Consider the following 22,813-nt stretch of genomic DNA (forward strand, 5'->3'; position numbering starts at 1 on the left):
AATAGTGCTCAGTTCATGGTAACGAGCAGTTTATTATTTGTGAAATGCAGTATTAAGAAAATAATATTGTAATACCTTTGACTATAGAAAATGAGGCAATCTTTATGGATATAAGTGGGAGAATATTTGCAATCGGGGTGGTTGATTTGCTAATATTCTTCGTTATTTTTATTATCATCAATATTTGGCATTGCCTTTTAAATGGAATCTCTTTGTGTGACCAGCTATATTTCTACTGATTGCCTGGTGGCGCGAAAAACAATATGACAAAGCAAAATATTATTCTGGAAAAGGTCCATTAACCAATACGTATAATCGACGAACAGTGGAAAGTATCTTCCAAGCATTTTCTTTGCATTCGAAGAAAAGAAACGAAAAACTAGACATTTTTATCATTGACCTCAACCATTCCAAGAAAATTAGTGATGCATATGGGCATAATACAGGGGATGAATTGTTACAGGCTATATCCTTTATCTTAAGAAAGATGATTTTATTGCAAGGTGGGGAGGCGATGAATATTTAATCCTCATTCCAAATTCAAGCGAAGTATTTTCGAAGATATTTTATTAAGATCTCCGTAAAGAACTAGAACATAATGAGGTCGTGAACATTTCCTATTTTGGGGTTTCTATTGGTTGTGCAATCTATCCTGATAATGGAGACCGTTTTCAGATGGCTGATAAGGAGAGGTATAAGTTGAAAGAGAAAAACCTGGGCACTTATGAACATAAAACGTTAATATTATTTTTTATAGGGAAGTATTATGGAAGGCATTTATTTTTGTAATTATTATTAGTTTTATTGCGTTGCCTTTTATTAGACTAACAGCATAAATGTCTGAGGGTAATGAAAACAAATGAAGTGAACTGTTTTGTTGGGTACTTGCGCAATGATTTATACAAATAAATGAGGTTGAGAAAGTCTTTTGAAAATAAAATATAAAACAAAAAGCCCCCGATTCAGGGGCTCTTTGGTATTACTTGTTTTCAAGTATTTCTTCAATAACGTGACTGGAGTTTTGTGCCGCTTCTTCGACGAAGTTTTCTTGAATTTCTGCTGCTTCTTCTCCGGCGTCGTCGGAAGCAGAGCGAATGACAACGTATGGGACGTCATTCAAGTAGGCAATTTGGCCAACTGCAGCGCCTTCCATTTCTACTACGTAAGCGTCAAACGTTTCGTTAATCCATTGCGATTTTTCTTCGCTGTCAATAAATTGGTCACCGGTAGCCACTGTTTCAGTGAACACATCCACATAGTCAGGCAATCCTTCTGTTCCTTCTTCTGCAAGAGAAATCAATTCATCATCAGCTTCAAAGTACAGTACGTCCATATAGGGAATTTGGCCAGGTTCATAATCTTTAGCTGTTTCATCCATATCATGGTGAACTGTTTGGGTAGAAATTACAATGTCGCCAAGACCTACATCAGGATGTATACTTCCTGCTACACCTGAATTGATCAATGCATCAACATTAAATTCACTAAGAAGAATTTGAGCTGCAATCGAGGCATTGACTTTCCCGATGCCTGATTGAACGAGCACAATATTCTCATCTTTTAGAGTTCCTTCATAAAACGTCATACCAGCGATGTCTTTTTCTTCTTCTACCTCCATATTAGAACGTAAAATATCGATTTCTACTTCCATCGGACCAATGATACCCACTGTTTCTTCTTCATTTTGATTATCTGTTTCCTCGGTTTCTCCACCTTCAGCTTGTCCTGAATCTTGACCGCAGCCTGCTAAAACAAGAGTAAGAACCAATAATAGAACGGTGTTTTTCCAAGATGATAAAAAGTTCACTTTTTTGTACCCCCATAGATGTTATTTAATTTCTAAAGTGAAATTGATGAAAAAACGAACATTAAATAAAAATTTAAATAAAATGTCCGTATTTTATTTTAAATAAATTTAATTAGAACGCAACCCTATTCTGCATTTTTTTCTGTATTCGATCTGAAAAAATCGACCGGAATGTGTTTAAATGTACCTACATCAAACAACCCGGCATCCGTTAATTTTAGCTCTGGTATAACGGGCAGTGTTAAAAAGGACAAGGTTAAAAATGGGTTGAATGTTTGGGAACATCCTATATCTAATAGAGATGCGTTTAATTGGTGAAGAAGATTGTTAACCTCGTCACTATCTTTGTCAGATATCAGTCCTGCTATGTTTAAGGGAAGGGCTGCTATCACTTGATTATCTTTTACAACAGCCAACCCGCCCTGCATATTTTTTATGGCATGTATAGCTGTTATCATATCCGTATCATTGGTTCCCGCAATAACGAGGTTATGGGAATCATGCGCTACGGTCGAGGCGATTGCTCCTTCTTTTATTCCGAATCCTTTGACAATCCCTAATCCAATATTACCGGTTCCAGAGTGTCTTTCCACAACAGCTAACTTTAATTGATCGTGTTCAACAGAGGGGATAAATGTATCATCTTCCACCGTGACATTTTCCACTAGCTTATTGGTGACCAAACTATTTGGAGATACACCGATAATATGAGCCTTTTTTCCATCTATTGGAATATTTAAGTCTTCTTCTCGCAAGGTTGGAACGTTGACCGTATTTGTTAGTCGAGAAGGTGGTTTTATGAATGAAAGCGTCTTGCCAACGTATTTTCCATCTTTTCCGGTAAGTTTTCCGAATTTGTAAACTGCATGAATTGAAACAGAGGCTAAGTCGTCGAGCAGCAGAAAGTCGGCAGCATATCCTGGTGCAATGGCACCTTTATTTTTTAATCCATAACATTCGGCAGCATTCAGTGATGCCATCTGTATAGCTAATAACGGGTCAAGTCCTTGTTTGATAGAGAGACGAACATTGTGATCGATGCTGCCTTCTTCTAATAAATCATCTAAATGTTTGTCATCTGTACAAAAGAGGAAACGACGGGCATTTTTATGATTTACGAGTGGAACAATAGATGTGAGATCTTTTGCTGCAGAACCTTCACGAATGAGAACGTACAATCCACGTCTTAATCGGTCTAATGCCTCGGAAGCTGAGTTAGCCTCATGGTCAGTACCTATTCCAGCTGAAGCATATACATTGAGAGCATCGGAATGAAGACCGGCTGCGTGTCCGTCTACCAAGCTGCTGTATTTTGAAGTGGCGATCAGTTTATCAATCATCGCATTATCTGAATTTAATACAGACGGATAATCCATAACTTCAGCAAGTCCAAGCACCTGTTTGTGATCAAAAAAAGCAGTGAGATCTGCGGCGTTTAACTGAGCTCCATTGTTTTCAAACGGTGTGGCCGGAACGCAGGAAGGCAGCATGACTTGAATATCCATCGGTAGATTTTCTGAGTCATCTAACATAAATTGGATGCCGTCTTTTCCAGCCACGTTTGCTATTTCATGCGGGTCCGTAATAATAGTGGTAACACCGTGAGGAAGTACAGCTTTTGCGAACTCAGCGGGGGTTACCATGGACGATTCAATGTGAACATGACCGTCTATAAAGGAAGGACACACATACCGGTTGTTTGCATCAATTACTTTTTTTCCTTCAAATTGACCAATACCCGCAATATATCCATCGGCAGTTGCAATATCTCCCTCAATAACTTCAAGGTTAAACACATCTATAATCCGTCCATTTTTTATGACAATGTCAGCCGGAATTCTTTGACTTGCCACAGCAATGCGCTTTTTTAATACGCTTTTATCAATCGCCATTAGTCTTTCCCCCTTTTTTATACTTTACGAAAGTTTTTTTGTTTAAAGGATCAAAGGCGAGCAGAGTTTTCTAAATACTAAAAAAACCCCAGGTTGTCCTGGAGTTTGACGTACGATAAGGGGTAACACATTTTACGTATAGGTGTAACATACGTGCTGTCTGTTAGTATCCCCTTCTCGTAGTCAAACTATTTAAGGTAGTTTGGTAGAAACGATTGGACCATATTTCCAACATTATACGAGCAAGGCATGAGTGATTCTATTTAAATATTGTTTCATATTGTAAAGACGTCTTCATAAAGTGTCAATATACAGAGGACATCAACTAAATTTTCACAATTGCTGGACCTTTCAAAAAGATAGGGGCACATACTCCAAAAGCCGCTGGGTGAACGATACGGGTAATATTTAAATCCAAGAAATTGGAAGGACAAAAATGACGGTTTCTTTTATCATTGGAGAAGTTCGAATGCGGAAGCTGTACACATGCTTGAATACCGGAATGATGGAAGTACAGGAACTATATTAGTAAAATTTATAAAGAGACTTATTAACAGGAAATGAAACAATGGTGCTGTTGGAAGGATTTGATTTAACGTTGAACAAATTGATGGAGGGATTGAACAATTTAGCGATATATTTAAAATTGGCAGTTATCTTATTTTGTATAACGGTTCGCATAACAAGACGCTACGAATGAATCTGGCTTCACTCGAGCTTTCATCCCATAAACTTTAAGACGGGCCATCATTTCTTCTACATAAATTTTTGTTTTATTGCGTTGACCCTTTCCAACATCTAGATGTCCTTCGAATGTAAAGGAGCTTCCTTCATCAATATGGGGCATGATAAGCTGTAATAATTTTTGTTTTCGTTTAGGTGTGAATAATTGAGCTACTTCTTCCGTTAAAAGGGTTTCCGTCGATACTTTTTCATGTAAATGTTCGATTCGTCTTTTCACTTCATGCTTTTTTAAACAAGCCCATACCCCGTGGCCTTCACGACGTATGACAATGCCGGTAACAAAACGTGTTGATTTCCTGTGTACTTGTGAGTCGGTGCCAATCATTAATCTATACTGTGCTTGCGGGTTTTGCTTCATGAATGTTTCTATATGATGATAAACCTCTGCAAAGGACATATTTTTATTCGATAAGTTATGAAAACGGAAATGTCTGCTCATTTTTTTTCTCCCCCTTATATAATAGATATAACGAAAGAAGAAAAAACAGACCATCTATTGTAACTTCTGACTGCAATATTTGAATATAACAGTGTGTCATTGACTTCTTCTTCACCTTTTTTTTAGAGAAATGAAACCATTTTTGTATGTGAGTTTTATTAACGAGTTTATTGCTATAACAATTAGAAAAACTATAATCATGTTTATACAATCTATACAAAAAAGACAGGGCAATAAGCCGATGTCTCTTTTATTTTTCTAAAATGGAGAAGTAACAGACGAATACTTTATTTAAAGACACACTGCCGAAGTACCCTGAGTTTTCTCGGGGTATCCTTTTTTATAAATATGTAATAATGACTTGGCATCAGGCTGAGCTTTTATTTTAAAGGTTTTGGGTACATACAAAAATAAGGAGAGGAAAACTGGTATGTTCATATTTAAAAATAAGAAGTATCACCATCAAGTAAATAATCATTTGAAAAAGGTAGCGGATGGGGATTTGAGTTTCCAATTATCTGATGTTGCTTCTGCAAAAGATTATCAATCAACAAATGGTATCTTACGTAAAACCGTGTCAGGGTTAAAAAATGTCATTCGAATTGTTCGGAATTCTGCTGCAACCGTAAATGAACGTGTAACCGATATTTCGAACCGGTCTAAAAACATTGCTGGTTCTATACATACCGTAACAGAGACAATGAACGAACTTACAGATGGAATTCAACAATCAGCTAATGAATCGGCAAAAATCGCAGAAGAGATGCATAGTGTACATCAATTTGCTGAAGATGTAGTAGAAAAAAACCATGAAGTGATGCAGGCTAATAAATCCGTAGCCCAAGCGGTAACGAGGGGAAGAGAATCTGTAAAGGAATCGGTAGTTGTAATGAACAAACTGGAAGAGGAGAGTAAAAATAACGAAGAAGGCATGCAGCGATTATCGTACTCTTCAGATGAAATATCGACGATTTTGAAGATGATAAAAGACATTGCTGAACAAACAAACTTACTCTCGTTAAATGCTAATATTGAAGCAGCAAGGGCAGGATCGTATGGTAAAGGTTTTTCAGTGGTCGCAGGAGAAGTAGGAAAATTAGCAATTCAATCAAAACAGGCAACAGAAAAAATAGAGCACCTTATTGGTGGCTTATTAGAAGAGGTTAACCAAACATCGAAACGAACAACTTCCGTGCTTGAACTAGTTCAAATGGGAGTAGATAGTATTACAAATTCAAGTTCATCCTTTGATTCAATAGAAAACGAACTAAGTAATATTGAAGGGCAAATCGAAAATATGAATGATGCAGGAAAAAAACTGTCAAAAAGCACAGCTGTTATAACGGATTCTCTTAATCATAATTCAGCCATTATTGAAGAAATTTCAGCTGGCAGCCAAGACGTATTAGGTTCTGCTCAGGAACAACAAGCTAATATTGAAGAAATGCATGCATCGATCCTGGACACTACCCAGCACACAAATACACTTACCGCTGTTATCTCCCAATTTAAGCTGCCAAATGTTAGTCAATTACACAAATACCAAAAGGAAATAGAAATGTTTTTAGAACAGGCATTAACTATACGCGGTATAATGGTTAACATGATTAATTGTACAGATATGGAAGAAATATCAAAATGGAACAAAAAAAAGAAAGAAACAGAAAAACAGTTATACAACACCATTCAACAATTGAAGAACTTTTCATTATCTCCTATAGACCAACAGTATCTAACTGATTTGGAAAAAGCGTGGAATACATTTAGTGAGATAAAAGATAATAATGCAAAATTAATGATAAAAGGAGAGTTTGAACAAGCACGCAAAAATTTAGTAAACAAAGGCAGAGCCAGTTTTAAAGAAGTAACCAATACCATTACTAGTTGGCTGGATCAATAGTTAATTAAGCAAGACAAGTTCACTTAAGATTTGAAGTACAAATGATTACAACTGGATAAACTAAATGGTTGATGAATTCCAAGATTTCTGGAGAGGAACTCCCTTTGTCTACTCCTTATATCTACGTATTTGGTATAAGGATGATATTATTTTATAAAAGTATAGGATATTTAATAAAGAAGAGGGCACTGAAATTTTATGGTGCCCTCAAATAAGATAAATCAGCAAATGACAAATACGGGCGAGAACCTAGAGACGACATAGGTCAATAGCGACAAAATGCGGTTTCTTTCTGGACATTCATATCCTAATGATTTTGTTAAGCTCTAATTAAATAAAAGAATGTAAATAGTCTTCTTTTATAGTCACTCTCCTTTTGCCTTAGTATCATTCTAATAATGTCATCTAATCGCCATTAATCACCATTAATCACTTCATCTATATAAAATTTAATAGAAATTGCACCAAAGACAACAGTTACTACTATAATAATCCAGGGTATACTATATAAAAGAGCTCCATATATATTCACTTTTCTACCCCTCCTTCTCTTCATTTAGTGAAGTATGGGCGAGTTCTATATTTTTAGCTGGAAATGTTTTTTCAAAAATATAAATAACGAAAAAAGTAATAATATTTGCTGTAACCCCGGGAACAAGTCCAGCAATGCCCCAAGGTTCATTTAATCCCCAGATCCAAACACTCGTTACAATGCCACCTACTATTATGGCATAGAATCCAGCGTTTTTACTGTATACTTTTCCAACCGAGGCAATAATAAGTGGAACTACCACTGTAGGAGCCCATAAGGAATAGGCGTACATTAGAGCGTCTATAATGCTTGGAGCTGATAATGCAAAAATAACGGCGGTAACCCCGACAACTAGAGTAACGATTCTACTTAATAGGAGTAATTTATTATCGTTGGTGCGAGAATTAGGTTTTAAAAATGGCGTGTAAATGTCTCTCATGAAGGATACACTGGTTGAATTTAAATAGGAATCGGCGGTAGACATGATGACTGCTAATAAAGCTGCTACTGCTAGACCTGTTATACCCATAGGGAGCAAATTTTGTACAATAGCAGGCAATGCTTGGTCTGATGGAATGCCAGGAAAAACAATATACGCTATCAAACCAAGTGTCGCGGCTATAAAGTAGAAGCCAAAAGAGAATATTCCTGAAATTAAATATCCTTTACGAGCGTGATTTGAATCTTTGGTACAAAAAGCCCGCTGTGCATAGGGAGGAACGAGGGCCTCTCCTAGTAAAAACGTAACAAACAAACTTACAAATGCAATGACCTCCCACTCACCGAAGAAAGTGAAGAATGAGGCAGGTACTTCTTCAACAAGACCAATAGGTCCGCCTGTTTGACTTAGACCAATAAGAAGGGTCACTGGCAAAAGAATTCCTAAAACGATAAATTGTATTACATCTGTTTGAATGACTGCCCAGATCCCGCCAATAGTTGAATACAAGATCACTAATCCCATACCTATGATAATCCCTGCAGCTGGAGGAATATTTAAAACCATATTAAAAATTGTTCCTATCGCAAGAGCTTGAGCTCCCAATATACCAGCGCATAAACAAATGGAAAGAATGCCTGTTAGTAGTTTTGTTTTTCTTCCGTAATGGTGTTCCATTATATCACCGATGGTTTGAGCGCCTTTATAATCTTTTAAACGTGGGGCTACGAAATAACCTAATAGTACGAATTGAATGGAAAAGCCAAAGAATGCAAAGAGAAATACATATCCATCGTTTGCTATGTTGCCGGCTATTCCTATTGAAGCTCCGCCTCCTAAAAAGGAAGCGGCTAAAGTTGCAAACATAACTGGCCATACAATTTTTTCGCCAGCAATAGCAAAATCATCCATATTTTTTACACGTCGGCTGGTTTGTACACCAATTAATGCTAGCATTGCAAAATAAATAACGACAAAGATCCAATCTAAAGCAGTCACAAATCTTCCCCCTTTTTGATATAATTAGAGACGCCCTTCCGTTACATATTGAATGGTTTCTTGGGAGCTCAATTTTTCTAAACCAAATGATGAAAGGGTCCTGGTAATATCATTAGGTTCCATATCTAAGAAAGCCATGCCTAGTGTAATCATTGAATCAATAATTGGTGTATCTATACCTAAAACATCGCCGAGAGATGACCAGGTTGTTAATCCATAAGGTATATCCTCTCCAAGATACCGTGATTTTAAATGAGTTGGACCTTTAACCGGGGTAAGCATCTGGCTGCCGTTTAAAGCTTCCCAAGTAGACCCTTTTGGAGACAAACCTCCTTCATGTAAAGCTTCAGAGATGGGCGGAAGTTTGAGGTGAAAGGCTTCCCCGATAGATCGTCGTTCTTCATCCAGCATGTCAATGATTTTGGTGACAGAAGGAGACATGCCTTCTTCATAAATATAAAATTCTCCTTTAGACCGTTCAATTCTGCCGGCATTTAATATGGTTCCAGGCGGGTGGATAACAGGGTTTATACTGTTTAAACCTGCTTCTAAAACATTTTGGGCAGGAGTGACGTCCAGAATCCCTTCTAATTTGTTCACTGTTTCCTCTGTTTTATTTGAAGGAAATACGCCTAACTGTACTGTTGTTTTACCATAAATACGAATATTACCAGGGGTATCTATTCTAGTTACGTAAGGAAGCGTATCCGCTTCTGCCAAAATTATATCTTTTGTAATTCCCTTATTTCCCCAAATGTGAGCAAATTCTAAAGTTCCCAAGCTTCCAGGTAACAATATATAGATCTGGCCCGGTTCCACATGGGGAGCAAGCAATTCAGCATATTCCTTATGCGTGAATGCTGGCAAAGGAATGAAGACAATTTCAGCTCCACTTATTGCTTTTCTAATATTACTAGTGACAACAGATATGGATGCTTTTCCTTCAATCACATCCCCAATGACATTAATTTCTTTTGTTTCAAATACTTTGTCAATACAATGGCGAAATCGTTCAAGCTCAAACAATCTAACCTCATTTCCATTCAAACTTTGTTCTGCTGCTAACGCATGTGCTCCGTTTCCGCCGCCAAGTACTGCAATTTTTTTCATGGTAAAAACCTCCAAATTTTTTAAATTTCTAATAACTTAACTTTATTATAAAATTTACGGTACACTGTTTGTTACAGACAAATTGTTAAAATTTTAAATCTATTTATTATATCGTAACTGTGCATTTTGCACAGTTGAACAGGAGGGAAAAGGAATGTTAACAAAGACAACTGCTATGGAAATAGCTAAAAAAACCACTGCTATTTGTGGGTATAATATTCTCATTATCGATGAAAAAGGTAACATTCTGGGGTCTGGAGATGTGGAACGTGTCGGTCATTACCATGGAGGCGTGCAAGAGGTTGTTAAGTTTGAGAGAATATTGATGGAAAAGCAAGATGAAGCTATAAGGAACCAAGCATTGCCAGGAGTTGTTTTACCTATCAAGGTAGACCATAACATCATAGGGGCAGTTGGTATTACCGGAAATCCAGAAGATGTATTTAAATTTGGAAAACTCATTCAAAATCAAGTAGAAATGATGTGTATGCAAGAAATGTCTCATCATATCTCAACTTTAAAATTGCAGAGTCAGAAATTTTTAATACAAGAATTGCTGGAAAATGATCCCGATAGAGATAAAATAGAGAAATTAGCAGATTTACTTAATTTAGATCTTCACAAGTCGAGAGTAGCAATTAGCGTTCGTTTGCTGCACCCCTCATTAGACTACGTGATAAAAGACGTTTTGAACCAACTCATAATAGATAAAAAAAACACCATATTTGCTCACATGAAAGAAGATCACTGGATAATGTTTTTGCCGTATTACGAGTATTCATATTATAAAATCAAGACAATTTACGAACGTATTCTTAAAAATTTTGGTAATTGCTGTCTTGTTGGTATAGGTAAAGCAAATGACAGGATTAAAGGGTATCGAACATCCTATAAACAAGCAGAAAATGCACTTTTCATTGGTAAAAAACTGAGAGGACATGGAATTTTTAATATTGAGGATTACTGGGTTGAAGAATTAATGTGGGAAAATGAAAGTAAAACAGAAGAGGACCTGTCTCAATTTAAGTGGTTAAAGAAATTAAATCCATATAAAACACCTCTACTAGTAGAAACTATAAATGCGTTTTGCAAATATAATTTAAATGTAAGTGTTACAGCTAAACATCTATATATTCATCGAAACACATTATTATACAGATTAGATAAAATTGAAGACGAAACAGGGTTAAATCCCAAAAATTTTCATGAGTTAATGGAATTATGGTTGATTAATAAATTATTTTGTTTAAAATAGAATACAAGAAACTGAAAATTCTAAAATAAACAAAAAGTCTTTCCCGATGTGGGTAAAATACTTTGTTAATTAATCTGACATTCATGTTGATAGTTACATTACGGAAATGATAAATTATTTTTTATCAACCTGATTGCTGCAGAAGTGGAGACAACAAGGATAATGCAAACAATTAGTGATTTAGGACAAGTAACTCATCTTTCTGATGAACAGTGCAATATTATTAAAAATATGGCAGCGAATATGCAAGTAATGGCTGATATTTCGCGGGCAGATATGTTTATTGACTGTCTTTCACCGGACAAAAATGCCGCTATAGTGGTAGCCGAAGCCTCACCTTCAACAGCACCTTCTTTGTACAGAGAAAGTGTATTAGGGGAGATAGCTCTTGAAAAAACAGAGCCTGGTGTTTTATTTAGCTTAAAAAATGGCAAATCGATTATAGGATCAAGAGGGATCTCGCAGGAAAATATTGTTATGCAGCAAGATATTGTTCCAATTACTGATCCATCTGGTATAACGATTGCTGTTTTGATTAAGGAACATGATATTTCAGATACGATCAGGAACGAACACAAAATGAAATCGCTTCTGAAATCCACAGATAAGGATCAAAAGCAGGAAATAAAACAATCACTGATTATTCAAGAGTTACATCACAGAGTCAAAAATAATTTGCAGGTTATTTCCAGCATGCTTCGTTTGCAGATGAGGCGATCTGCTTCAGAAGAAGTGGTTAGGGTATTTAGTGACAGTTTAAATAGAATAGCAAGCATGGGGAAGGTTCATGATTACTTGGCGAAAAATGGATTTGAAGAAGTAGATGTCACATTTGTAATGGAGCAAATTGGGACATTACTCGTTTCTTCATCCACTACTAGCGAACAAAGTATAGAAATATCTGTGAAGGGAAAGCCGCTATTTTTACCTTCAGATAAAGCAACATCCGTTGCATTGGTAGTAAATGAATTAATTCAAAATGGTATCAAGCATGCTTTTCACACAACGTCTGTTGGAAAAATTGAAATAAAGACGAACATAAGAAAACAGATGGTCAATATTATCGTTTCGGATAATGGGGGCGGTATGGACCATAGCGTCTATACTCAAAACTCATCTTCCTTAGGTCTTCATCTTGTTGAAATGCTAGTAGAAGAAGAGCTGGAAGGTATTCTTTCTGTTTTTCACTCGAATCGGGGGACAAACGTTTCTCTTACATTTCCGATTACAAATAAGGTGATGGAATGAAACAATCAAGGATTATGGTTGTAGACGATGAACCTATTACAAGATTCGATATAAAAGAAATATTAAAAGAAAAGAATTATCAAGTAGTAGGAGAAGCTAAAAATGGCGAAGAAGCCATCAAAGAGGCCTATGAACTTGATCCTGACCTTATTCTTATGGATATAAAAATGCCAAAGGTTGACGGTATTAAAGCTTCATCTATTATCAAGGAGTTCTCAAGTTGTTCGATTCTCCTCCTTACAGCATATAGTGATGATGAATATATCGACCAGGCAAAAAAGGCCGGGATTAATGCTTATGTTGTTAAGCCAGTGAACGAAAAAGAATTAAACCCGGCGGTGGAAATAGCATTACAACAACGTGCGAACCACTTAAACATGCATGAAAAAATAGGAAAATTAGAAAAGAAAATAAAAGAGCGTAAAATAATAGAAAAAGCAAAAGGGTATTTGATGGACCAACAAGGGTTTACAGAGGAACATGCTTACCGATGCATGCAAAAGCAAAGTATGGAACATCATATTCCTCTTATAGAAATTGCAAATAAAATCTTAGCTTCACATTCCAAGTAAATAAAACCAAAGCAATGGCGCTTTGAATTAACATCTACTTTTTAAATAGAAGAGTAGATATTAATTCAGAGCGCTTTTTTAATAGGTAAGAAATTGTAAATAGTTGGCGTTTTACATTTCTAGCGCAAGCGCCTACTCGCTCGAGATTCCTTCGGTTCGTCAATGGAAAGCAAAGATCAGCTTTCCATATGCCGACCCTCCAGGACTTGTCGCTCGTGAGCAATGCGCTTGCGCTTTTCTTATTTTTAATAGGAGGTGAGAAATCATTGAAAATTGGATAACGAGTATTGGACTTGATGTTGGGACGAGTACAACCAAATTCATTGTCAGCCGTCTGCTTATTGAGAATCGAGGAAATTCATTTACTTTGCCGGCTTGTCAGATAATGGATCGTTCTGTTATATATGCAAGCCAAATGTATAAGACTCCCTTAATAACTGAATACGAAATAGATATTAACCGTTTATCTGACATTTTAGCATTTGAGTACAAGCAAGCTGGCCTTATGTTTGAAAATGTACAAGCAGGAGCTGTCATTATAACGGGAGAAACGGCACAGAAACAAAATGCACAAACCATTATTAATTACTTAGCTGAGCGGGCCGGTGATTTCGTTGTAGCTACAGCAGGAGCCGACTTGGAAGGTATTCTTGCTGGGAAAGGTTCTGGGGCTAAGAAAAGGTCTGAAGAAACAGAGGGGGTAGTAGCCAATATAGACATTGGCGGAGGAACGGCAAATGCAGCGTTATTTCAAAATGGGAAAGCTATTCGCACATTAACTTTTCATGTTGGCGGCAGATTAATCCGGTTAACGGAACAGGGAGAGATTAAATACATCTCAAATTACATTCGCCCATGGCTTCAAGCTAATCGCTTTGATCTTCAAGTTGGTCATACAGTAAGTTTCGAATTGCTGAAAGAAGTGTGTCTTTGTATGAGTAAAAGCATGCTTTCATATTTTATGGATGGCCCAATCACAAGTGCAGAGAAGTTATTGTTTTCTTCTATTTCCAGCCCGCTGCCGCAGCTTAAAGAAATAATTTTTTCAGGAAATATTGGCAAAATGATTCATAAAAAGGAACCAGACTCTTTTAAAGAGGTAGCCAAGTTTGGCGATATAGGACCTATGCTTGCATATACGTTAAATCTTATTGTAAAAGAATCGTCTCTTTTCGTAAAACTAGCAAAGGAAACTTCAAGAGCTACTGTCATTGGAGCAGGAATGCAAAATACTGAACTAAGCGGAGCTACTGTATTCGTAAATGAACAACTTCTTCCCCTTAAAAACATACCGATTTTGAATGTATTCATTGATAGTGAAAAGTGGGAATCTCAAGTTTTTAAAGTGGAAGTAGATAAAGTTATGAAACAGGCAAAACAATTATTTGTAGAAAAAAAAGACCCGCCATTTGCCCTTGGACTATCAGGTTTAGAATACTGCAGCTATAAAATGCTTCAATCCATTGCAGCTGATATCTGTACACCATTTAAAAAATACTTTCCATATTCAAACTGTATGGTGGTTATTTGTGAAAATGATATGGCAAAAGCAATGGGGCAAGCTCTGAAAATCTATAGTTCAGAAGGTATGCAAATAATGAGCATCGACCAGGTTGATTTTACCTATGGAGATTATATTGACTTAGGTTTACCAGCTGCAGGGGAAGCCATTTCTATTACTGTCAAAACATTAGCATTTGGATAAATAGGAGAGGGTTATATGTATAAAAAGACAACATTGCTCGGAATCACCTATGAGTTTCACAGCTTAAAAGAAATTATGGCAAAGGCAAACGAAGAAAAGTCAGGGGACGAGCTTGCCGGAATAAGCGCGGAGAACATGAAAGAAAGAATGGCTGCCAGAGCAGTATTAGCAGAAACAACTCTTTCAGACATAAGGAGTTATCCCGTTGTTGCACCGGAAAAAGATGATGTATCCAAACTAATCGAAGAGAATGTCAATGAAGAAATCTACGGTGTTATAAAAAATTGGACGGTTGCTGATCTAAGGGAGTATATCTTAAATGATGAGCATTTGAGCAAGGAGTTACTTCAAATTGGCACCGGGTTGACGAGCGAAATGATTGCAGCAGTTACGAAAATAATGTCCAATTTAGATCTCATCCAGGCGGCTTCGAAAATAACAGTTATTACTCATTGTCAAACCAAAATCGGACAAAAAGGAGTGCTTGCCTCAAGAGCACAGCCAAATCACCCATCTGATCATTTAGCTGGGATACGCGCATCTCTTTTTGAAGCGTTAAGTTATGGAATCGGTGATGCTGTGATCGGTATAAATCCTGTCATTGATACAACAGATAATATTTATGCATTGTTAAACGAGACCAAGGAAGTTATCGACCGTTTTGATATTCCGACCCAAAATTGTGTGTTATCACATATATCCAGTCAAATGAGAGCAATTGAAAAAGGAGCGCCGGCTGATATGATTTTTCAAAGTCTGGCTGGTACACAAACAGGCAATGAATCGTTTGGAATATCTATTTCAATGCTTGAAGAAGCTACTTCTCTCATTTTTGAAAAAGGGACAGCAGAAGGGCAAAACCGCTGGTACTTTGAGACCGGTCAGGGGTCAGAATTATCAGCAGATGCTCATTTTGATGTTGATCAATTAACATTGGAGTCAAGGTGCTATGGCCTTGCAAAACATTTTAACCCTTTTATTGTTAATACAGTAGTTGGGTTTATTGGTCCTGAATATCTTTACGACAGTAAACAAGTTATACGTGCAGGCCTTGAAGATCATTTCATGGGTAAAATACATGGTCTGCCAATGGGGGTTGATGTATGCTATACGAATCATATGAGTGCCGACCAAAATGATATGGATAATTTAAGTACGTTATTAAGTACTGCAGGAGTTAATTTTGTAATTGGGGTACCAATGGCAGATGATTGTATGCTCAATTATCAGTCCTTAAGTTTCCATGATATCGCTACGCTGCGAAACGTTTTAGGAGTAAGTGCAGCTCCTGAATTTGCAGATTGGTTAAAAAAACAAGGGTTAACTATTTCATCAGGACAGTTAACGAAACAAGCCGGTGATCCATCATTTTTTCTGTAAATCCATGCAAGTAAAATTTCGTCATTAAGACTCGCCGATAATAAGAGTCTAGAAAAGGGGGCAATTTTGATGACTGATGAAAATATTGCTAATCACCTCAAGTCGCTCAAGAAATACACTCCGGCCAGAATTGGAGTCGGAAGAACAGGGACAAGGCCTCTGACAAAGGACTTTTTATCTTTTCGTACAGATCATGCTGCAGCGGTGGATGCTGTCTATGGAGAGGTGTCTTCTAAACTGATAGAAGAATTGGACTTGTTTTCGGTTGAAACATGTTACGAAACAAAGGATCACTACTTAAAGAGGCCTGATAAAGGAAGAATACTATCAGAAGAAGCAAAAACGATAATAAAAGAAAAATGTACTCCGAATCCCCAAGTGCAAATTGTTGTTTCGGATGGGTTAAGTGCTAGTGCTATCGATGAAAATATTTTAGATGTTTACCCTGCATTATTAGATTCTCTCTCTATGTATGGATTAAATATTGGAACACCATTTTTTGTGAAAGGTGGGAGAGTAGCGTGTATGGATGATATTGGTGAGATTTTAGCGCCTGAAGCTTTTATTCTCTTAATTGGAGAGCGCCCAGGACTTGTTTGTGCCCACTCTCTTAGTGCTTATATGTGTTATCAGCCTAAAAAAGGAATGAAAGAATCGGATCGAATGGTTATCTCTAATATTCATCGCAGTGGTACACCGGCTATCGAAGCTGCAGCTCACATGGGTACATTAATTAGCAAAATGCTGGATCAAAAAAAGAGTGGAGTAGGTCTTGTGATATAAAAAGTTACATCAAAATTAAATTTGATAAGGAGGAATCGTGAATGGTAATGATAGGTGAAATTGTTATTTACATTATTATGGCCTGTGCAGTCATTGGCGCGATTGCATCCATTAAAAATAGTGATGAAGGATTAGGGAAGCAGTTTATGGAAGGATTGCATGCAGTTGGGCATATTTTTGTGCCGGCTGCTGGGATTATGGCTTCCATTCCTTATCTATCATGGTTTGTAGATAAAGTTTTTGGACCATTCTTTGCTTCGATTGGTGCAGATCCGGCTATTGCAGCTACTTCTATCCTGGCAACAGATATGGGAGGTTATCAGTTAGCTGAAGCACTAGCTGGTTCATACGAAGGCTGGATTATGGCAATGATTGTTGGTTTTATGGCTGGAGCTACCATCGTATTCTCGGTTCCAATGGGACTGGCAATGCTTGATAAAAGGGATCATAAGTACATGGCTCTCGGTATTATGTCTGGCATATTAACGATTCCAATCGGAGCTTTTATTTCTAGCGTTGTTACGTTAATAACAAACTCCGAAGTTCGTGACGTTATTTCAACTACAACGGACTCTACATATGAGTTTGCAATAAGTTATTTAAGCATATTTGCAAATTTATCACCATTAATTATTTTTGTTGTTTTATTAGCTGCAGGTCTGTATTTCTTACCGGATTTAATGATAAACGGCTTTATGTGGTTTGGCCGCCTTATGGACGCAGCTATAAAGCTCGTATTAGTTTTTTCCATTGTAGAAGTATTCACTGGCTTGTTTTCTACTGTGTTAGGCGGTTGGGGTTTCGATCCAATAATGGCTGATACCGAAGATCAATTCAGAGCATTAGAAACAGCTGGTTATATTGGAATCATGCTTGCAGGTGCTTTTCCGATGGTTTATTTGCTTCAAAAGTATGCAGGAAATAAGCTGGAATCCATAGGAAGTAAAATCGGTTTAAGCAAAGAAGGAAGTGCAGGGCTGGTTGCAACAATTGCTAATATTTTGGCAATGTTCAAATTAGTTCGTAACATGAGGCCGAAAGATAAAGTGATAAATATTTCTTTTGCGGTATGTGCTGCCTTTTTATTAGGAGATCATTTATCTTTTACAGCTAACTTTCAACCAACTCTCATATTGCCAATCATAATTGGAAAATTAGCAGCAGGTGTGATTGGGATTGGGCTGGCTTACTGGCTATCGGTTCCAAAAGCTTTAGAATTAGAAAGAAAAGATCGGGAAGCAGGAATTATTGGTGAAAATGAATATGTAAATGCGGAAGAAAAACAAGAAACGAAAAAAGTAGGATAAAGAGAACTTTCTAACCACCCGAGAGAATATCGCGCGGGTGGTTTATTTTTTGAAGGTGTAGAAGGCACAACTATTAAAGATCATTGGTGATAGTGATCATTAGAACTCTCATCTGTATTTAATTGAAAACGTTATCGAGTAATTATATGTTCTTCATAAAAAAGCAGTGTGGCTAAGGGGATTATGGCGGTGAGGAATACACTTCCACAGCTCAACATGTTCTGCTATTTAATTATTAAAACAGCGCAATGAGCTCTTTTAGCTACTTTGTGACTTACACTGCCTAGAACCAATTCTTGAAAACGATTTAGCCCTCGGCTGCCTAACACTACTACATCAAAGTCTTTTTCATTTGCATGATTTACGATAGTTGGTCCAGGTTCCCCTCGTAAATACTCCACCTCATAGCTTATATCTGCAGCCTTTACTTTTTCTTCCGTAGGCCTTACTTTTTCTTTTCGTTTTTGTTGAGCACCAGTTGTGTTCCAGTTTTCTAAAACCTCCGTTTTCGAGCTATCCACAACATATATAACATGAATAACAGACTCTGGATTACATTTTGCAAGGTCAATCGCTTTTTCGGCAGCACGAATTGCGTGGTCAGATCCATCTGTGGCTAATAAAATTTTTTTAAACATTGGTTTACCTCCATTTAATGGCTGCTTAATTTATGTCGTAACTTTTCCACTAAAAGGGAACTTGCTTCATTCAGGCCAGAAATTTCAACTGTTATGCCATTTTCTTCAAATTTGGCGATAATTTTTTCCATAGCTTCGACGGCAGAATCATCCCAAATGTGGGCATGCGTTAAATCAATTTCCACTTCTTTAATATCTTCTTTAAAATCAAAACCAGCAATGGAATCCGTGACAGAAGCAAAGAACAATTGACCGTTAATAAAATACGTTCTCTTTTCTTTTTTATCATTGAGCTTGCTTTCTATACTTATTTTTGAAATTTTTGAGACAAAGAAGATTGCACTTAAAAGAATACCAGCAAATACACCTTTAGAAAGATCGTGAGTCACCACGACAACAATCACGGTAACCACCATAACAATTGCATCGGTTCCAGGTACAATAAACAATGTTCGGATTGAATTCCAGTCAAACGTACTGATGGAGACCATAATCATTACGCCAGCTAATACTGCCATCGGAATTTGCACGACAATGTTACCTAACAGAATGATCAGAAGAATAAGGACAACACCAGCAGTAAGGGCAGACAATCTTCCTTTTCCACCTGACTTTACATTAATCACGGATTGTCCAATCATCGCACATCCGGCCATTCCACCAAAACATCCAGCAACAATGTTTGCAATCCCTTGTCCTCTGCTTTCTTTGTTTTTATTACTGTTTGTATCGGTCATATCATCAACAATTGCTGCTGTAAGGAGGGATTCAAGCAGACCGACTACTGTCAGGGCAAGAGCATAGGGAAAGATGATGGTCAGGGTCTCATAGGAAAACGGGACTTGCGGTAAAAGAAAAACAGGTAATGTCTGCTCTAAGTTTCCCATATCACCAACGGTAAAAACATTTAACCCAGCTGCCAACGAAAAAGCAGTAACGATAATAATGGCTATTAATGTTGAAGGGATAGCTTTAGATAGGTACGGAAACAGATAAATAATCGCCAGTGTAACAGCAGCCAATCCCCACACTACCCATCCTTGTCCAGTTAAATGGGGAATTTGCGATGTGAAAATAAGAATGGCTAATGCATTTACAAATCCTACCATTACAGAACGCGGAATAAATTTCATATAACGAGCGATTTTTAAATAACCGAAAACTATTTGCAAGATTCCAGTAAGTATGGTTGCGGCGAATAAATATTCGAGTCCGTGTTGTGCAACAAGGTCAATGAATAGTAAAGCCATTGCCCCGGTAGCTCCTGAAATCATTCCTGGTCTGCCGCCGACAAAAGCAATCATTACTGGGATAATAAAGGAAGCGTATAAACCAACCATCGGATCTACCCCGGCTATAATGGAAAACGCAATGGCTTCAGGAATTAATGCAAGTGCCACAACAATGCCAGCTAATATATCTCCCTTTATATTCCCGAACCAATCTGCTTTCAATGTATTCACCTGAATCATCCTTTACAAGAAACATCTCTTGTCTTAGTTTCTTATAACATTTAAGATTTTATTGCAGTTAAAAGGTGGAAAGGTGTGTAGAATATTTTTTATGAAGCATTTAATAATCATGAACACATAAATCGATCGCAACATATTGACAGCAAAAAAGCGGTATGTAAAATAAAAGTAGGACATTTAGCACTCAGGTGGATAGAGTGCTAAAAAATTCCGTATTTTGAAAGGAGATAAGATGATGGCAACGAAACAATTTCAAGCGGAGTCGAAACGTTTATTAGAAATGATGATTAACTCCATATATTCTCAAAAAGAGATTTTTTTACGAGAGTTAATTTCAAATGCTAGTGATGCAATTGATAAAATGTATTACAAAGCTTTAACCGATGAATCCCTCACTTTTAATAAGGATGATTACTACATAAAAGTGAGCGCAGATAAGGAAAACCGAACCTTAAAGATAGAAGATACCGGTATTGGAATGACCGAAGAAGAGCTGGAATCCAATCTTGGTGTCATTGCAAAAAGCGGCTCACTAGCGTTCAAAAACGAAAATGAAATAAAAGACGGTCATGATATTATTGGTCAATTCGGTGTGGGCTTTTATTCCGCATTTATGGTAGCAGATGTAGTCACCGTTTACACAAAATCAGCAAATAGCGATCAGGCTTACAAATGGGAGTCAAATGGTGCTGATGGATATACAATAGAACCGGCAGACAAAGAGACGGTCGGAACAGAGGTTTACATTAAATTAAGAGAAAACACAGAAGATGAAAACTATGACGAGTATTTAGAAGAACATCGATTAAATTCCATTATAAAAAAATACTCTGATTACATTCGCTACCCTATCAAAATGGACGTTACCGTACAGAAACCAAAAGATGATGATGAAGAGGAAACGGCAGAGGTGAAAGAAGAACAAACCGTTAACAGCATGGTGCCGATTTGGAGAAAAAATAAAAATGAGCTGACTACCGAAGATTATGAAGCTTTTTATTCCGAAAAACATTACGGTTTCGATAAGCCGTTGACCCATATTCATCTTAGTGTAGACGGGGCGGTGCGCTATCAAGCGATTTTATTCATACCGGAAAATACGCCTTTTGATTATTATACGAAAGAATATGAAAAAGGTCTCGAGCTGTATTCCAATGGCGTTTTGATCATGGAAAAATGTTCAGACCTGCTGCCCGATTATTTCGGTTTCGTTAAAGGGATCGTTGATTCCGAAGACTTATCATTAAATATTTCCCGAGAAATGCTCCAGCATGACAGACAGTTGAAACTGATTGCTAAAAATATTAAAAATAAAATTAAGAGCCAGTTGAAAACACTCTTAAAAGATGAACGCGAAAAATATGAGAAATTCTATCAATCCTTTGGCCGTCAATTAAAATTCGGTGTTCATATGGATTTTGGAACCCATAAAGACGACTTAAAAGATCTGCTTCTTTTCTATTCATCTAAAGAAAAGAAATTAGTTACTTTATCCGAATATGTTTCAAGAATGCCAGAAGATCAGCAGTACATTTACTATGCTACCGGGGATTCATATGACAGAATTGAAAAGCTTCCGCAAACGGAAATGGTACTAGACAAAGGATATGAAATCTTATATTTCACCGAGGATATAGATGAATTTGCGATTAAAACATTGATGAGCTATGACGACAAACAATTTAAGTCTGTAGCGAGCGGCGATTTAGGTATTGAGTCAGAAGAAGACCAGGAAAAAGAGCAAGAAGAGAAGAAAGACAACAAAGAACTATTTGAAGAAATCAAAAACATCTTATCTGATAAAGTGAAAGATGTCCGTGCGTCGAAAAGGCTGAAAACCCATCCAGTCTGCTTAGCAGCTGACGGAGAAGTTTCTATTGAAATGGAAAAAATCCTTCAGCAAATGCCAGACAATCAAAATATAAAAGCGGACAAAGTACTAGAAATTAATATTAACCACGATGTGTACCAATCCTTAAAAAATGCGTACGATCAGGATAAAGAAAAATTAAAACTGTACACCAACCTTTTGTATAACCAGGCTCTTCTCATTGAAGGTCTGCCAGTTGAAGATCCTGTCGCATTTACAAATGATATGTGCAAAGTGATGGCGTAAACGATAAAAGCCTCCTTTCCGACTAATCGGAAGGAGGCTGTTTCTTTGTTGGTTGGGGGGAGGGTGAGATTTTCAATAAAAAAAGTCATATAGCGAGAACGAGGTTTATTACTTCAACCGTAGCCAGAGCTCCAATTATATAATTGTCCGTAATCTGTACTACTTTTTCTTTAATGTCGGACTAATTCATGCTGTCACTTCTTCGCTTTAAAAGTAATCCTTATTTGCGCTGCGAATAAACGATGCTTTCCATACAAAAACTAAAACCATAGCGAATCAGGAAAGGAGCATGGTAATGGCAAATAATAAAAAAAAGAAACCCGATAATCAATTTAAAGAAAATAAAAATCATGGAGAGCACCGAAATGGACGATTAAGCCAATTTAAAAATCATAGTGCTCATGGTGGAGAAGTACCGAACGAATATATAAACAAAGAGGAATAATAAAGAGTGGTGTGAGAGATTTAGAGCTCA

Annotated in this window: 19 protein-coding genes and 1 riboswitch; of the genes, 12 read left to right on the forward strand and 7 right to left on the reverse strand. The window is 37.0% G+C overall.

Annotated features, from left to right (window positions below; all coding sequences use genetic code 11):
- The first annotated feature begins 238 nt into the window (after positions 1-238).
- Positions 239-526 (forward strand): GGDEF domain-containing protein, encoded by a 288-nt coding sequence (locus FZF09_RS23275; protein ID WP_370514413.1) that lies wholly within the window; start codon positions 239-241, stop codon positions 524-526.
- 453 nt (positions 527-979) lie between these two features.
- Here FZF09_RS23275 and FZF09_RS00870 read toward each other — a convergent pair whose 3' ends face one another.
- The 3 genes from FZF09_RS00870 to FZF09_RS00880 all read right to left on the reverse strand — a co-directional run bounded on the left by FZF09_RS00870 (position 980) and on the right by FZF09_RS00880 (position 4,882).
- Positions 980-1,807 carry a 5'-methylthioadenosine/adenosylhomocysteine nucleosidase gene (locus tag FZF09_RS00870; RefSeq protein ID WP_233269356.1) on the reverse strand — a complete coding sequence of 276 codons (828 nt, stop codon included), beginning with the start codon at positions 1,805-1,807 and terminating at the stop codon, positions 980-982.
- A 125-nt stretch (positions 1,808-1,932) separates the two neighbouring features.
- On the reverse strand, positions 1,933-3,699 hold the full coding sequence (ade, locus tag FZF09_RS00875; protein WP_158734682.1) for an adenine deaminase: 1,767 nt from the start codon (positions 3,697-3,699) through the stop codon (positions 1,933-1,935).
- Between the two features lie 160 nt (positions 3,700-3,859).
- A riboswitch (purine riboswitch) is annotated at positions 3,860-3,961 on the reverse strand.
- A gap of 396 nt (positions 3,962-4,357) precedes the next feature.
- Positions 4,358-4,882 carry a ribonuclease H-like YkuK family protein gene (locus tag FZF09_RS00880; protein ID WP_158734683.1) on the reverse strand — a complete coding sequence of 175 codons (525 nt, stop codon included), beginning with the start codon at positions 4,880-4,882 and terminating at the stop codon, positions 4,358-4,360.
- Between the two features lie 430 nt (positions 4,883-5,312).
- On the opposite strand from FZF09_RS00880, the gene FZF09_RS00885 reads away from it, so the two are divergent.
- Positions 5,313-6,782, forward strand: coding sequence for a methyl-accepting chemotaxis protein (locus FZF09_RS00885; RefSeq protein ID WP_158734684.1), 1,470 nt, complete (start codon positions 5,313-5,315; stop codon positions 6,780-6,782).
- A gap of 536 nt (positions 6,783-7,318) precedes the next feature.
- On the opposite strand, the gene FZF09_RS00890 is transcribed toward FZF09_RS00885, so the two are convergent.
- Both FZF09_RS00890 and FZF09_RS00895 read right to left on the reverse strand, forming a co-directional pair.
- Positions 7,319-8,752: a sodium:solute symporter family protein gene (locus tag FZF09_RS00890; protein ID WP_158734685.1), complete on the reverse strand. Its 1,434-nt coding sequence runs from the start codon at positions 8,750-8,752 to the stop codon at positions 7,319-7,321.
- Positions 8,753-8,776: 24 nt separating this feature from the next.
- Positions 8,777-9,862: an NAD/NADP octopine/nopaline dehydrogenase family protein gene (locus FZF09_RS00895; protein ID WP_158734686.1), complete on the reverse strand. Its 1,086-nt coding sequence runs from the start codon at positions 9,860-9,862 to the stop codon at positions 8,777-8,779.
- A 154-nt stretch (positions 9,863-10,016) separates the two neighbouring features.
- On the opposite strand from FZF09_RS00895, the gene FZF09_RS00900 reads away from it, so the two are divergent.
- From FZF09_RS00900 to eutH, 8 genes are all read left to right on the forward strand, one after another.
- Positions 10,017-11,117 carry a CdaR family transcriptional regulator gene (locus tag FZF09_RS00900; protein WP_158734687.1) on the forward strand — a complete coding sequence of 367 codons (1,101 nt, stop codon included), beginning with the start codon at positions 10,017-10,019 and terminating at the stop codon, positions 11,115-11,117.
- 162 nt (positions 11,118-11,279) lie between these two features.
- Complete coding sequence (locus tag FZF09_RS00905; protein WP_158734688.1) at positions 11,280-12,365, forward strand: sensor histidine kinase; 1,086 nt, start codon at positions 11,280-11,282, stop codon at positions 12,363-12,365.
- On the forward strand, positions 12,362-12,937 hold the full coding sequence (locus FZF09_RS00910) for an ANTAR domain-containing response regulator (RefSeq protein WP_158734689.1): 576 nt from the start codon (positions 12,362-12,364) through the stop codon (positions 12,935-12,937). The genes FZF09_RS00905 and FZF09_RS00910 overlap by 4 nt, the downstream gene beginning before the upstream one ends.
- 103 nt (positions 12,938-13,040) lie before the next feature.
- Positions 13,041-13,196 (forward strand): hypothetical protein, encoded by a 156-nt coding sequence (locus FZF09_RS00915; RefSeq protein ID WP_158734690.1) that lies wholly within the window; start codon positions 13,041-13,043, stop codon positions 13,194-13,196.
- A 27-nt stretch (positions 13,197-13,223) separates the two neighbouring features.
- The gene (locus tag FZF09_RS00920) at positions 13,224-14,642 is read left to right on the forward strand and encodes an ethanolamine ammonia-lyase reactivating factor EutA (protein ID WP_255450309.1); all 1,419 of its coding nucleotides are present in this window, start codon (positions 13,224-13,226) and stop codon (positions 14,640-14,642) included.
- Positions 14,643-14,657: 15 nt separating this feature from the next.
- A complete protein-coding gene (locus tag FZF09_RS00925; RefSeq protein ID WP_158734691.1) occupies positions 14,658-16,022 on the forward strand; it encodes an ethanolamine ammonia-lyase subunit EutB in 1,365 nt (454 codons plus the stop codon).
- 69 nt (positions 16,023-16,091) lie between these two features.
- The gene (gene eutC / locus FZF09_RS00930; protein WP_158734692.1) at positions 16,092-16,805 is read left to right on the forward strand and encodes an ethanolamine ammonia-lyase subunit EutC; all 714 of its coding nucleotides are present in this window, start codon (positions 16,092-16,094) and stop codon (positions 16,803-16,805) included.
- A gap of 41 nt (positions 16,806-16,846) precedes the next feature.
- Positions 16,847-18,112, forward strand: coding sequence for an ethanolamine utilization protein EutH (gene eutH / locus FZF09_RS00935; RefSeq protein ID WP_158734693.1), 1,266 nt, complete (start codon positions 16,847-16,849; stop codon positions 18,110-18,112).
- 224 nt (positions 18,113-18,336) lie between these two features.
- Here the strand turns inward: eutH and FZF09_RS00940 are convergent, their stop codons facing one another.
- Both FZF09_RS00940 and FZF09_RS00945 read right to left on the reverse strand, forming a co-directional pair.
- Positions 18,337-18,750 (reverse strand): universal stress protein, encoded by a 414-nt coding sequence (locus tag FZF09_RS00940; RefSeq protein ID WP_158734694.1) that lies wholly within the window; start codon positions 18,748-18,750, stop codon positions 18,337-18,339.
- Positions 18,751-18,764: 14 nt separating this feature from the next.
- Positions 18,765-20,222 carry a SulP family inorganic anion transporter gene (locus tag FZF09_RS00945; RefSeq protein WP_158734695.1) on the reverse strand — a complete coding sequence of 486 codons (1,458 nt, stop codon included), beginning with the start codon at positions 20,220-20,222 and terminating at the stop codon, positions 18,765-18,767.
- Positions 20,223-20,457: 235 nt separating this feature from the next.
- Here FZF09_RS00945 and htpG point away from each other — a divergent pair, with 235 nt between their 5' ends.
- The gene (htpG, locus tag FZF09_RS00950; RefSeq protein WP_158735006.1) at positions 20,458-22,338 is read left to right on the forward strand and encodes a molecular chaperone HtpG; all 1,881 of its coding nucleotides are present in this window, start codon (positions 20,458-20,460) and stop codon (positions 22,336-22,338) included.
- A gap of 295 nt (positions 22,339-22,633) precedes the next feature.
- Complete coding sequence (locus FZF09_RS22580; RefSeq protein ID WP_199256737.1) at positions 22,634-22,783, forward strand: hypothetical protein; 150 nt, start codon at positions 22,634-22,636, stop codon at positions 22,781-22,783.
- Positions 22,784-22,813: the final 30 nt, after the last annotated feature.

It is taken from the genome of Alteribacillus sp. YIM 98480, from assembly GCF_009765375.1.
Classification (GTDB): Bacteria; Bacillota; Bacilli; order Bacillales; family Marinococcaceae; genus Alteribacillus.